Annotated in this window: 11 protein-coding genes and 1 pseudogene; 8 read left to right on the plus strand and 4 right to left on the minus strand. The window is 71.0% G+C overall.

What is annotated here, in order from left to right; all coding sequences use genetic code 11:
* Positions 1–128 precede the first annotated feature (128 nt).
* A pseudogene (locus tag AMO33_RS03450) lies at positions 129–1431 on the plus strand (MFS transporter).
* Positions 1424–2095: a metalloregulator ArsR/SmtB family transcription factor gene (locus AMO33_RS03455; protein WP_060590466.1), complete on the plus strand. Its 672-nt coding sequence runs from the start codon at positions 1424–1426 to the stop codon at positions 2093–2095. The pseudogene AMO33_RS03450 and the gene AMO33_RS03455 overlap by 8 nt, the downstream one beginning before the upstream one ends.
* Before the next feature lie 63 nt (positions 2096–2158).
* Here AMO33_RS03455 and AMO33_RS03460 read toward each other — a convergent pair whose 3' ends face one another.
* Positions 2159–2782 (minus strand): TetR/AcrR family transcriptional regulator, encoded by a 624-nt coding sequence (locus AMO33_RS03460; protein ID WP_076574049.1) that lies wholly within the window; start codon positions 2780–2782, stop codon positions 2159–2161.
* 89 nt (positions 2783–2871) lie between these two features.
* Between AMO33_RS03460 and AMO33_RS03465 the strand changes: the two genes are divergently transcribed.
* Together AMO33_RS03465 and AMO33_RS32475 are read left to right on the plus strand one after the other, a co-directional pair.
* Positions 2872–3813, plus strand: coding sequence for an aldo/keto reductase (locus AMO33_RS03465; RefSeq protein ID WP_060590468.1), 942 nt, complete (start codon positions 2872–2874; stop codon positions 3811–3813).
* A 56-nt stretch (positions 3814–3869) separates the two neighbouring features.
* The gene (locus AMO33_RS32475; RefSeq protein WP_240327398.1) at positions 3870–4148 is read left to right on the plus strand and encodes a GNAT family N-acetyltransferase; all 279 of its coding nucleotides are present in this window, start codon (positions 3870–3872) and stop codon (positions 4146–4148) included.
* On the opposite strand, the gene soxR is transcribed toward AMO33_RS32475, so the two are convergent.
* Complete coding sequence (soxR, locus tag AMO33_RS03475) at positions 4103–4636, minus strand: redox-sensitive transcriptional activator SoxR (RefSeq protein ID WP_060590470.1); 534 nt, start codon at positions 4634–4636, stop codon at positions 4103–4105. The genes AMO33_RS32475 and soxR overlap by 46 nt on opposite strands.
* Positions 4637–4751: 115 nt before the next feature.
* On the opposite strand from soxR, the gene AMO33_RS03480 reads away from it, so the two are divergent.
* Positions 4752–6164, plus strand: a complete 1413-nt coding sequence (locus AMO33_RS03480; RefSeq protein WP_060590471.1) for an MFS transporter — start codon at positions 4752–4754, stop codon at positions 6162–6164.
* A gap of 20 nt (positions 6165–6184) precedes the next feature.
* Here AMO33_RS03480 and AMO33_RS03485 read toward each other — a convergent pair whose 3' ends face one another.
* Positions 6185–7594, minus strand: a complete 1410-nt coding sequence (locus AMO33_RS03485) for an amidase (protein WP_011209858.1) — start codon at positions 7592–7594, stop codon at positions 6185–6187.
* Between the two features lie 99 nt (positions 7595–7693).
* On the opposite strand from AMO33_RS03485, the gene AMO33_RS03490 reads away from it, so the two are divergent.
* Together AMO33_RS03490 and AMO33_RS03495 are read left to right on the plus strand one after the other, a co-directional pair.
* Positions 7694–8332, plus strand: a complete 639-nt coding sequence (locus AMO33_RS03490) for a TetR/AcrR family transcriptional regulator (protein WP_011209857.1) — start codon at positions 7694–7696, stop codon at positions 8330–8332.
* A 105-nt stretch (positions 8333–8437) separates the two neighbouring features.
* Positions 8438–9622, plus strand: a complete 1185-nt coding sequence (locus tag AMO33_RS03495) for an NAD(P)/FAD-dependent oxidoreductase (RefSeq protein ID WP_060590473.1) — start codon at positions 8438–8440, stop codon at positions 9620–9622.
* 132 nt (positions 9623–9754) lie between these two features.
* On the opposite strand, the gene AMO33_RS03500 is transcribed toward AMO33_RS03495, so the two are convergent.
* On the minus strand, positions 9755–10936 hold the full coding sequence (locus tag AMO33_RS03500; protein ID WP_060593265.1) for a serine hydrolase domain-containing protein: 1182 nt from the start codon (positions 10934–10936) through the stop codon (positions 9755–9757).
* A gap of 90 nt (positions 10937–11026) precedes the next feature.
* Here AMO33_RS03500 and AMO33_RS03505 point away from each other — a divergent pair, with 90 nt between their 5' ends.
* A complete protein-coding gene (locus AMO33_RS03505; RefSeq protein WP_060590475.1) occupies positions 11027–11713 on the plus strand; it encodes a TetR/AcrR family transcriptional regulator in 687 nt (228 codons plus the stop codon).
* Positions 11714–11850: the final 137 nt, after the last annotated feature.

Here is an 11850-nt window from a genome sequence, read left to right on the forward strand (position 1 = left end):
GGTGCGGTGATACCCACGTCCGTTCCGGCCCTGCCCTTGCGCAGCACACCGCGACGCGGCCATGCCGTACTCTCCTATTCCATGAATATGTGGAATAACGTGGTCGGCTTCTACGCCGGGGAGCGGTCGTGACGAACGACCTGGCCTCCGGCGTCCAGCTCCCGGTGCCCGACGAGCGGGAGCGGGCCAGGGTGCAGCGGCGCACGCTGACCGTCGTCGTGGTCAGCCAGGTGCTCGGCGGGGCGGGGCTGGCGGCCGGCATCACCGTCGGTGCGCTGCTGGCTCAGCAGATGCTCGGCTCGGGCAGTGCCGCCGGTGTGCCGACCGCGTTGTTCACCCTCGGGTCGGCACTGGCGGCGTTCTCGATCGGGCGGTTCACCCAGCGGTGGGGGCGACGGATCGGCTTGGGTCTCGGGTTCGGTGCGGGCGCGCTGGGCGCGGTCGGTGTGGTCGTCGCAGCGGTGATCGACAGCGCCCCACTGCTGTTCGTCGCGCTGTTCGTCTACGGTGCGGGCACCGCGACCAATCTGCAGGCGCGGTATGCGGGGACCGATCTCGCCTCCCCGGACGGACGCGGCAGAGCGGTGAGTGTCGCGCTGGTATCGACCACACTCGGCGCGGTGGCGGGCCCCAATCTGGTGGAACCGCTGGGGCGAACGGCCGAGCACTGGGGAATCCCGCCGCTGGCGGGCCCGTTCCTGCTGGCGGCCGTGGCGTACGCGGCGGCCGGTATCGCGCTGCTGACGTTGTTGCGCCCGGACCCGTATCTGCTGGCACGCGCGATCACCACGGCCGAGCGGATCGCTGCCGGCCCGGCCGAGGCCGGGTCGGCGGCCCCGAAGGCCGGGGTGGGCGCCGCTGTCGGTGCGACGGTGATGGTCGTGACTCAGATTCGCGATGGTCGCGATCATGACGATGACGCCGGTCCACATGCGGCTGCACCATCACGAGCTGGGTGCGGTCGGGTTGGTGATCGGGCTGCACGTCGGCGCGATGTATCTGCCGTCGCTGGTGACCGGCGTGCTGGTGGATCGCCTCGGCCGGACCCCGATGGCGGTCGCCGCCGGCGTGACGCTGCTCGCCGCCGGGGTCGTCGCCGCGCTCGCCCCGGGCGATTCGCTCGGTCTGTTGATCATCGCGCTGATGCTGCTGGGCCTGGGCTGGAATTTCGGGTTGATCGCGGGGACCGCGCTGGTGGTCGATGCGACGGTGCCGGCGAACCGGCCGCGTGTGCAGGGCACGATCGATGTGCTCATCGCGCTCGCGGGGGCGGGCGGAGGCGTGCTGTCGGGAGTCGTCATGACCGCGACGAGCTACGCGGTCCTGTCCCTGGCCGGGGGTGTGCTCGCGCTGATCCTGATCCCGGCACTGTGGTGGGCGCGGCGCCGGAGTGCCCGCCCCGCAGGGGTATTCGGAGGAACCGATGGGTGAGGACAAGGCGGCGGCGAAGGCCGCCCTGTACGAGGCGTTCGCGGTCGGCGGGAAGGCGCTGGCCAGTGCGAAGCGGCTGGAGCTGCTGGATCTGCTCGCCCAGGGTGAGCGCTCGGTGGAGGCGCTGGCCGCCGCGGCCGGGCTCAACCTGACCACCGCCTCCGCGCACCTGCAGACCCTCAAGCACGCCGGATTCGTCGCCACCCGCCGCGAGGGCGTGCGCATCCACTACCGTCTGGCCGGCGAGGACGTCGCGCGCTTGCTCGTCCTGCTGCGCCGGGTCACCGCGGCCCATCAGCCCGCGGTGCCGCCCGCGCGGGAGAGCTACCTGGGCGATGCCGGGGCCGAACTGAGCAGCGCGGAACTACTCGCCCGCGGCACCGAGGGGCAGGTGGTCGTCCTCGACGTGCGCCCCGAAGCCGAGTACTCGGCCGGCCACATCCCGGGCGCGATCAACATCCCCATCGACCAGCTGTCCGACCGCATCGCCGAGCTACCCGCCGACACCGAGATCGTCGTCTACTGCCGCGGCGAATACTGCGTGTTCGCCTACGACGCAGTGCGCCTGCTCACCGAACGCGGCCGGCGCGCGGTCCGCCTCCGCGACGGCATGCTCGAATGGCGGCTGGCGGATCTGCCGGTGTCCGCGGAACCACCCCGCTGACCGACGAGCTGCGAAGATCCGCGTCCGATGCGTGGCGAGACATCGCCGGAGCAACCGCGGGTATCACCCCGCTTCCATCGGGCGTAGGGCGTCCAGGACGAGGGTGAGCAAACGCTGGGTTCGCGCGGCGTCGTCCCGGACGGGCATCAGGGACCCGGCGATCAGGAGGACCACGTCACCGGCCTGAACGTCGCCGCGCAGGGACCCGTCGTCGGCACCCGCTTGCAGGATCGGGGTGATCGCGGCGGCCATGCGCGCGCGAATGCCTGCGACGTCGGGGGTGTGCGCGGCATCGAGCAGGCTGGTGTGCAGGGCATCGAGCATGCCGTGTTTGGCGGTCACGAGCTGGGCGAAGTGGTTCATCCATTCGCGGAGGGCCTGCCGCGGCGGCAGCTTGTCGACAAGTGCCCCGGCCTGGGCGAGCAGGTCCTCGACTTGGGCGTCGTAGGCGGCTGTTACGAGCTGCTCGCGGGTGGGGAAGTGGCGGTAGAGGGTGCCGATCCCCACCCCGGCCTGGCGGGCCACGGCCTCGAGGGAGAAGGAACCGGTGCCGTCGGCCAGGGCTGCGCGGGCCGCGTCGAGCAGTGCTCGGCGGTTGCGTTCGGCGTCGGCGCGACGGCGGCGCTGGGCCGGGGCGGGGCCGGTGGTGGAGACGGGCGTCTCCCGAGGAAGCGATGCGTCACCCATAGCGGAGGTCCCTCCGTTTGTGGCATTCTGGCCTTACCGGAGGTTCCTCCGGTTCGAGCTTTATTGTCGCACGAGAGCGAGCTCCCAAGATGACCGACTCCAGCCACCCTTCCGACACCGCTGCACGCCCCGGCGGCTCCTTCACGTTGGCCGGACGCGAGGTCGCGCGGGTCGGGTACGGCACCATGCAGTTGCCCCGCGCGACTGACCCGGACGCGGCATGCGCGGTGCTGCGCCGCGCCTACGAACTGGGCGTGAACCACTTCGACACCGCCCACTTCTACGGCGACGGCACCGCCAACCGGTACCTCGCCGCCACGCTGGCCGTCGATCCGGACGTGGTGGTCGTGACCAAGGTCGGTGCCCGCCCGGCCCGGCGCGGTCCGATGCCGCTGGTGCCCGCCCAGCGACCCGAGCAATTGCGCGCGCAGGTCCACGCCAACCTGCGCAGTCTCGCGGTCGAGCGTCTGGATGTGGTGAATATGCGCCGCATCCCGCCCGGGTCCTTCCCGTTGACCCCGAGCCAGCGGGTGTCATTCGACGACCAGATGGCCGAGATGATCGCCCTGCGCGAGGAGGGCCTGATCGGACACATCGGGGTGAGCACCGTCGACACGGCCGAACTGCGTGCCGCGCTGCCCGCGGGGATCGTGTGCGTGTCCAATCAATACAGCCTGACCTCCCGCAAGCAGGAACCGGTCCTGGACGTCGCCCGAGCGGAGGGCATCGCCTGGGTTCCGTACTTCCCGCTCGGTGGTGCCATGCCCGGCTTGGCGAAGGTCACCCACGAACCGGTCGTCCAGCGGATCGCGCAGGAGGCAGGCGCCACCCCGGCCCAGATCGGCCTGGCCTGGTTACTGCACCGCGCCCCGAATGTGCTGATCATTCCCGGCACCACGTCGATCGCCCACCTCGAGCAGAACGTCGCAGCGGGCTCGATCACTCTGGACGCGGACCAGATCGCCCGCCTGGACGCGGTCGAGCCTGCCACGGGTGTTCGCGGATTCCTCGGCCGCCTGCGCCGCCCCTGACCTCACGGCCCCGGCGAACACTGGTTGCCGAGCGGGACGGCGTCGTCCTCGGTTTCGTGACGGTGAAGGGCGACGCGCCCGTCGGTGAGCTGGGGATGCTGATCGTCGCGCCCGAGGCGACCGGCGCGGGGATCGGCAGCGTTCTGTTCCGGCGTGCGCTCGCGACCGCGCGCGACCTCGGATTCCGCATGCTGACCATCGAGTCGGACCCGACCGGTCACAACAAAGCGCTGTGGCCGGGCAACACCGACGACTATCTCGCACAGCTCGGGCGCTTCGACCTCGACGCCTACCGCCCCTGTCCGTCCCCGGCGAATGCCGATCTCGGAGAATGATCGAGATCGTGCGCGTCCGGCGGGCGCTGGGTGGCTGCGTCCCCGCCGGTGAGCCGCCGCGCGCCCGGCCCTTCGGCGGCGAGGCGATCTTCCGGATTCAGCACTCGGCAGGTGTTCAGCGACAGGCACCCGCAGCCGATGCAGCCGATGAGTTCCTCCTCGAGCCGTTCCAGCTCGCGGCGCCGGGCTTCGAGGCGGTCGTGCCAGCCGCGGGAGATCTTGCGCCAGTCGGTCTTGCTGGGCATGCGGTCGTGTGGGAGGTCGGCGAAGACTTCGGCGACTTCGGCGAGCGGGATGCCGAATCGCCGTGCGGCGACGATGATTCCGATGCGGCGCAGGACGTGGCGGGGATAGCGGCGTTGGTTGCCTGCGGTGCGGGTGGCGGCGATCAACCCTTGGTCTTCGTAGAACCTGACCGCGCTGGTGGCGATGCCGGCCCGGCGGGCGACCTCGCCCACGGTGAGCAGGTCCGTGGGTGTCTGCTTCATACTGCGCCTTTTCACACTAGGCCTTGACTTCAAGTGAACTTGAAATTTTAGCGTAGAGCGCATGACCTCTTCCACGCCGAAACCATCCCCGGAGACCACCGCATCCGTCGCTGAAATGCCCGTGTCGGAGCAGGATTCCGGGTGGCGGGGGCTGTTCTCCCGCCCGCACCGCACCGCCGTGATCGTGATGGCGGGCGGCGTCGGCCTCTATGCGATGAACCTCTATTTCACCGCCGCGCTCATGCCCACCGTCGTCGGCGAGCTGGGCGGGCAGCAGTATTACGCGTGGGCGGCCACCGCCTACCTGATCACCGCGGTCACCGCGACGATGATCGTGAGCCGGATGCTCGCCGTCCGGGGCAGCGGCGGCTCCTACGTCGTCGCCTACCTGCTCTTCGCCGGGGGCACGGTGGTCGGCGCGGGCAGTCCCACGATGGAGTTCTTCGTGGCCGGGCGCGCGATCCAGGGTCTCGGCGCGGGCCTGCTCACCGGACTCGGGTACGCGACGATCCGCAGGGTGCTTCCGCCGCAGCTGTGGACCCGCGCCACCGGCCTCGTCTCGGCGATGTTCGGGGTCGGCACCCTGCTCGGGCCCGCCCTCGGCGGGGTGTTCGCCGAGGGCGGTGCGTGGCGGGCCGCGTTCGCGACGCTCACCGGCATCGCGATCCTGCTGCTGCTCGTCACCGTGCGGGCGCTGCCGACGCGGCGCCCCGAAGAGGCCACCCGCACCCCGGTGCCGGTCGCATCGATCCTCGCGCTCGCCCTGACCGCCGCGCTGCTGAGCCTGCGATCGGCGCTGTCCGGTGTGTGGGTGCCGGTCACCGTCGCCGCGGGGCTGCTGCTGCTCATCGCGTTCTTCGTGATCGACTCCCGGGATCCCGACGGCGTGCTGCCCCGCCTCGCCTACACCCCCGGCAACCCGCTGAAATGGGTCTACGTCACCGTTGCCGCCCTGTGTGCGGGGGTGATGGTGGAGAACTTCATCCCGCTGTTCGCGCAGCAGCTCGCCGACGCCACCCCGATCGTCGCGGGACTCCTCGGCGCCGTGCTGTCGCTGGGCTGGACGCTGGCCCAGCTGTTCAGCGTCGCCGCCGCCGAGCGCACCGCGCGGATCCTGGTCCGCACCGGACCGGTGCTGCTGACCGCCGGACTGGCCGCCTACGGGCTGCTCCAGGCCGACGGTGCGCGCTGGCTGCACCTCACGGTGTGGGCGGTGCTGCTGTTCGTCGCCGGTGCCGGGATCGGCCTCGCCTTCCCGCACCTGTCCGTCGCGGCGATGCGCGCCGGTGAGGACGAGGCCGAGGGCGCGAAGGCCGCCGCGGCGGTCAGCACCACCCAGCTGATCGCGTTCACCCTCACCAGCGCGCTGGCCGGGAATCTGCTTGCGCTGGGCGGTGATTCCCCGCTCGCGTCGGCGCGGTGGTTGATCCTCGGCATCGCGGTCCTCACCGCGATCGGGGTGGCGACGGCGCTCGTCGCCACCCGGACCGCGACGACACGCCCGAACAGCCGGCACGCGGCCGGATAGGAACCGGGTGCCCGCGCCGATCAGACCGCCGGTGCTCGCCCGTCGATTCTCGGGAAGGGCTGCTCGGCTTCCAGCAGATAGGCCAGCTCGAGCAGAGTGCGTTCGTCACCGTAGGCGGCGGACAGGTGGATCGCGACGGGCAGCCCGTCGGGGGAGAGGCCCGCGGGGATCGCGATGGCGGGCGAACCGGCGACGTTGTTCACCGGAGTGAACGAGACGAAGTTGGCCATTCGTGCGAGCAGTTCGTCGAAAGACGACGTGCCTGCGAAGTATCCGAGTTCGGGGGCGGTGTGGGCGACGACCGGGCTCAGGATGACGTCGTGCCGGGCCAGCCAGGTGTCGTAAACGTGGCGGAATCGGCGCAGTCGGCGCAATGCCGCGGGGGTCTGGTGCAGCGTCCGGCGGTGGTAGGCGCGCAGGCCCCGGGTGGCGTGCTCGGCGTCGGCGGTGTTCCAGGACGCGCCGAACCCGAACCTGCCGGTCGTGGTGAGGACATCGGCCAGAAACGCCCAGTACAGGGTGAAATCGTGGACGAAGCGCGTGGTCACCGGCGGGCTGGTGGGCTCCACGATGTGCCCGGCCTTCTCCAGGATGCGCGCGGTGGCCTCGACCGCGGCCATCGTGGGCTCGTCCACGACCGCGCCGGTGGGGCTCTCGGTCACCAGCCCGATCCGCAGTCGCCGCATGGCCGGGCCCATGACCTCGCCGATGGGCGGGAGCGCGGGGTTGCGATGGTAGCGCTCGGCGGCGGCGAGGAAGGCGGCGCTGTCCCGGACCGTGCGGGTCAGGACCCCCTCCGAGACGAGGTTGAGCGGCATCAGGCGGGTCTGTTCACTGTCGAGCAGTCGGCCGCGGCTCGTCTTGAGCCCGACCAGTCCCGCGCAGGCCGCCGGGATGCGGATCGAGCCGCCGCCGTCGTTGCCGTGCGCGAGCGGGACGACACCCGAGGCGACCAGCGCTGCCGCGCCGCCGGAGGAGCCGCCGGGGGAGTGGTTGAGGTGCCAGGGATTTCGGGCCGGTTCCTGGGTGGCGAACTCGGTGGTGGGGGTGAGCCCGAACTCGGGTAGCCGGGACTTGCCCAGCACGGTGACCCCGGTGGCGAGGAACTGGCGGGTGACCCGGCCGTCGCGCCGGGCCGCGGGTGCGGTGAAGGCGACGCTGCCGTGCTGGGTCGGCAGGCCCGCCACATCGACGTTGTCCTTGATGTAGGTCGGTATGCCGCTGAGCGCGCCACGGCCTTCGGGGGCGAACCGCGGCTCCGGGTAGGTCGCGGCGACGGCGCGCAGCGTGTCGTTCACCCGGCGCGCGCGGTCGAGGGCGGCGGTCGCGAGTTCGGCGGGGCTCACCGTGCGGGCGGCGACCTGCCGGGCGAGTTCGACGGCATCGTGGTCGGCGAGAGCGTCGTCGACGAAGGCGTGGATCGGCGGCATCGGGCACCCCTGAAAGTCTGGAAAAGTTTCCAGAAAACTAGGAGTCCTGCCAGACTTTGTCAAGAGGTTCTTCCAGACCTCCGGTCTAGGATCGGCTCCATGAACGCTCGCCGGCACGGACCCAGCGCCCAAGCCCGCCGAAATGCCTTGCTGCGCGCGACGGTCGAGATCGTCGCCGAACAGGGCATGGCCGGGGTGACGCATCGCGCGGTGACCGAACGGGCCGGGCTGCCGCTGGCGACGGCGAGCTACTTCTTCTCCTCCATCGACGAACTCGCCAAGGAGTCCCTGCTGACCTTCATGGCCGAAGAACAGGCCGCGCAGACGGCCACGGCCGAACAGCTGGCCGCGCACACGATGTCGGCCGACGAGATGGGACGCATGCTGGCCGCCGCCAACCGGCCACGGCTGCCGGACTGGCTGGCCTATTGCGAAGCCCTGCTGCACGCCGCGCGGCATCCCGAATTCCGGGAGGCCGCCCAGGACGCGCTGGAATCGTCGTGGACGGTGGCCCGGGCGGTGGTGCGCGCGGTCGGCGCGCCCGAGGCCGAAGCGGCGGCCCCGGTGCTCACGGCACTGGCACACGGGCTGGCCCTCGATCAGATGGCGGTAGGCGCGGTCGACGACGACACGTCCTATCGGGCCTTTCGCGCGCTCCTGCTCGGGTATCTGCTCGACAACGGCCACGCCGACCTCGCGCTCTCCCTCGCGCGCGCCGGGCAGCCGGCCGGTGAGTGACCCGGTGCGGCAGCCCGCCGGCTCCGCGTGATCCGGCTCATACGGTGTCACGATCCTCGCGCACCCGGTGTCTTGTGCCCGGACCCCGCGGATGAAGGAGGAACCATGAGTGGGCACATCGATGTGGTCGTGATCGGCGGCGGATACGCCGGTGTCATGGCGGCCAACCGGTTGACGCGGCGTGCGGACGTGGCGGTGACACTGGTCAACCCGCGCGCGAGCTTCGTCGACCGGGTCCGCCTGCACCAAGTGGCGGGTGGGTCGCACTCGGCCGTCGTCGACTACCGGGAGATCCTGGCCGAACGCGTCCGGCTGGTGGTCGACACGGCGGAGCTGATCGACGCGGCCGGGCAGAGCGTGCGGTTGGCCTCCGGCGCGACGCTCGACTACGACTATCTGATCTATGCGGTGGGCAGCGGCAGCGCGGCCCCGTCCGTGCCGGGAGTGGCCGAATTCGCCTATCCGGTGGCGGTTTTGGAGGAGGCGCGCCGGCTGCGGTCGGCCCTCGACACCGCAGGGGCCGCGGCGGCGGTGACGGTGGTCGGCGGCGGTTCGACGGGCATCGAGGTCGCCGCCGAGTTGGCCGAGCAGGGCCGCGCCGTCACGCTGATCTGTGGCGGGGTGCTCGGCCCGTACCTGCACCCGCGGGTGCGGCGTTCGGTGGCCGATCGGCTGGCCGGGCTGGGGGTGAGCGTGCTCGAGGGTGGCGAGGCCACGGTGGTCGAGGTGACCCGCGACAGTGTGCGGCTCGGCGGCGGCCGGATCGTGCCGAGTGCGGTCACCATCTGGACGGCGGGATTCGGCGTACCGGACCTGGCCTCCCGCAGTGGATTACGCACCGACGCGGTGGGTCGGCTGCTCACCGACGAGACCTTGACCAGCGTGGACGACGAGCGCATCGTGGCAGCCGGTGACGCGGCGGCGCCCTCGGACCGGCCGCTGCGCATGAGCTGCCAGACCGCGCGGCCGCTGGGCGCGCACGCCGCCGACACGGTGCTGGCCCGGATCGCCGGTGAGCGGCCCACCGAGATCGGCGTGGGCTACTTCGGTCAGTGCATCGCGCTGGGCCGCCGCGCCGCCACCCTGCAACTGGCCGCCAAGGACGACACCGCGACCAGGTTCGCCATCGGCGGTCGCCTCGCCGCCTTCATCAAGGAACGCGCCTGCCGGGGCGTGATCGAGGAACTCGTCGAGGAGGCCGCCGAGCCGGGCACGTTCCGGTGGAAGTTCACCGACGACAAGCGCCGGGAACTGGTGCGGGCCGAGGGCGGCGCGTCGATCCATCACTGAATCGACGGTCGGTGCCGGGTCCTTCGCGGGCGGGGCCCGGCACCGGACCCACCGGCACGACCACCCGGCCGGTACGCGGAAGGAGATCGCGCACGTCGAGTGGGCAGGGCGGGACAGTGCAGAGCGTCGAGGTCATCGCCGCGCCGCCGCGTCCGCGATGGCGCGGAAGGCGTAGATCGCCTCACCCAGCGTCGCTTCGGAAGACAGGTCTTCGCTCGTCTTGACGATGACGATGTCGTCGGCGGGGGAGACATAGACGAATTGCCCGAGGATGCCGATGGCCGCGTAGTCGCCGCGGTCGCCGTCGCCGAGCCACCACTGATAGCCGTAGCCGTAGCTGTTCTCCCCGCTGTCCGGGGCGTCGGGTCGCAGGTTGTGCGGTTGCAGATGGGGTGCCTGGGCGCGGGTGGAGTCCTCGACCCATTGCCGGGGCACGATCTGTTTGCCGTCGGCTCGACCGTTGCGGAGGTAGAGCAGCCCGAACCGGGCGAAGTCGCGGACGGTGGCGTGATAGCAGCAGTAGCCGATGGTGTTGCCCGCGTAGTCCTGTCCGATCAACGCGGAGGTCTCCATGCCCGCCGGCTTCCAGAGGCGATCCTCGACGAAGTCCGCCAGCGACATGCCCGTCGCCTTCGACACCACCCACCCCAGGACGAAGGTGTCCATGGAGTTGTAGTTCCACGCCGTTCCGGCGGGCCGCTCCCGCGTGATCTCGGCGGCCTGGTCGGGCAGTGACGTGCCGGTGACCATGCGGATCGTCGTGGCGGTCGATCCCTTCGTGGGATCGGAGTAGTCGTGTTCGTCGTAGCCGGTGCCCGACGACATCTGCAGTACGTGGCGGATGGAGACGCCGTCGTAGCCGCTCGTCGCCAGCTCGGGCAGGTAGTCGGTCACCGGGTCGTCCACCGAGGCGATGCGCCCTTCGGCTATCGCGATGCCGACCGCGGCCGAGGTGATCGACTTCCCGACCGACCACGAGTTGAACCGGCTGGCCGCCGAATACCCGGCGAAGTACCGCTCGTCCAGGATCTGATCGCCCCGCATGACCAGGAAGCCCCTGGTCGACGACTGTTCGAGAAACTCGCCGACCGACCGGGTCCTGCCGTTGTAGACGTAGGTCGCATCCAGCGTCGTCAGGCCGTGCGCGGTCAGCGGCACCGGCCGGCCGGACACCGTCGCCGTATCGGTGAGGTAGAAGGGCACGTGCGGCAGCAGTGGCAACGGCATGGCGCTGTCGGCGGAGGCGGGCGCGGCCCACGGGGCGGACGCCACGGCCGCCGCCGACATCGCGACGACCCAGCTTCGCTTGAACATTCGTTCTCCGTTCATCCGAGGTGCCGAAATGCAACCATTCGACAACACTGGTGTCAACAGTGGTGATTAAATGGCGGGTATGCTGACGCGATGCCATCCAGCCCTGTCGCCGCTGCCCGGAAGCGCCGTCCGCGAGGCATGCTCTCTCCGGACCGGATCCTCGACGCGGCGATGGGCATCATCGAAAGCGACGGCTCGGACGCCCTCACGTTTCGGCGCCTCGGCACCGAACTCGGCGTCGACCACACCGCGGTTCTGCGCCATTTCCGCGGTAAGGACGAGCTCATGTTGGCGCTGGCCGACCGGCTCCTCGCCGAAGCGCTCGAGGGTGTCGAGGTGAGCGACGACTGGCGCGCCACTCTCACCGACCTCGCCCAGCGCGTGCGGCTCGCCTGTCGTGCCCACCCGCAGCTGGCCGTGGTCGTCTCCGGCCGCACCACGCGCAGGACCTCGGAATTCCAGGGCGCCGAGATCGTCATCGGCGCTCTCCTCCGAGCCGGGTTGGAGGGCCGTGAGGCCGCGTCCTGCTACCGCGCACTGGTGGCGGTCGCCCTGTCGTACGCCTCGGTGGAGGCCACGGTCATGGCCCTGCCCTCGGAGGCTCGAGCCGGTGACCGCGAGGCCTGGAGCAACGAGTATCTGGCGTTGTCGCCGACCCGCTATCCCAGCATCGCCGCGGTCGCGGCCCACCTCGCCGACGTGGACGACGACGACCAGTTCGACCTCATTCTCGAGTTGTTCCTGGACGCGATCGAGGTGCGCGCGAAGCGCCGGTGACCGGTCGCCTGCGGTGACCGCTCGCGGTGATCGGCTGCGGACGCGGAACGGCCGGTGGCGCTGAATCGCCTGCGTCGCACGGAGTTCGCTGCGTCCTTCGTATGCCGTCGGGTGTCGTCCGGCCGTTCGGAGCGGGG

The sequence above is a fragment of the Nocardia farcinica genome (assembly GCF_001182745.1).
In the GTDB taxonomy this organism is placed as follows: Bacteria; Actinomycetota; Actinomycetes; order Mycobacteriales; family Mycobacteriaceae; genus Nocardia; species Nocardia farcinica.

Coding starts and splice junctions, on each gene's coding strand:
- AMO33_RS03455 (WP_060590466.1), top strand. CDS start 1,424: ATGGGTGAGGACAAGGCGGCGGCGAAGGCCGCCCTGTACGAGGCGTTC.
- AMO33_RS03460 (WP_076574049.1), bottom strand. CDS start 2,782: ATGGGTGACGCATCGCTTCCTCGGGAGACGCCCGTCTCCACCACCGGC.
- AMO33_RS03465 (WP_060590468.1), top strand. CDS start 2,872: ATGACCGACTCCAGCCACCCTTCCGACACCGCTGCACGCCCCGGCGGC.
- soxR (WP_060590470.1), bottom strand. CDS start 4,636: ATGAAGCAGACACCCACGGACCTGCTCACCGTGGGCGAGGTCGCCCGC.
- AMO33_RS03480 (WP_060590471.1), top strand. CDS start 4,752: ATGCCCGTGTCGGAGCAGGATTCCGGGTGGCGGGGGCTGTTCTCCCGC.
- AMO33_RS03485 (WP_011209858.1), bottom strand. CDS start 7,594: ATGCCGCCGATCCACGCCTTCGTCGACGACGCTCTCGCCGACCACGAT.
- AMO33_RS03490 (WP_011209857.1), top strand. CDS start 7,694: ATGAACGCTCGCCGGCACGGACCCAGCGCCCAAGCCCGCCGAAATGCC.
- AMO33_RS03495 (WP_060590473.1), top strand. CDS start 8,438: ATGAGTGGGCACATCGATGTGGTCGTGATCGGCGGCGGATACGCCGGT.
- AMO33_RS03500 (WP_060593265.1), bottom strand. CDS start 10,936: ATGTTCAAGCGAAGCTGGGTCGTCGCGATGTCGGCGGCGGCCGTGGCG.
- AMO33_RS03505 (WP_060590475.1), top strand. CDS start 11,027: ATGCCATCCAGCCCTGTCGCCGCTGCCCGGAAGCGCCGTCCGCGAGGC.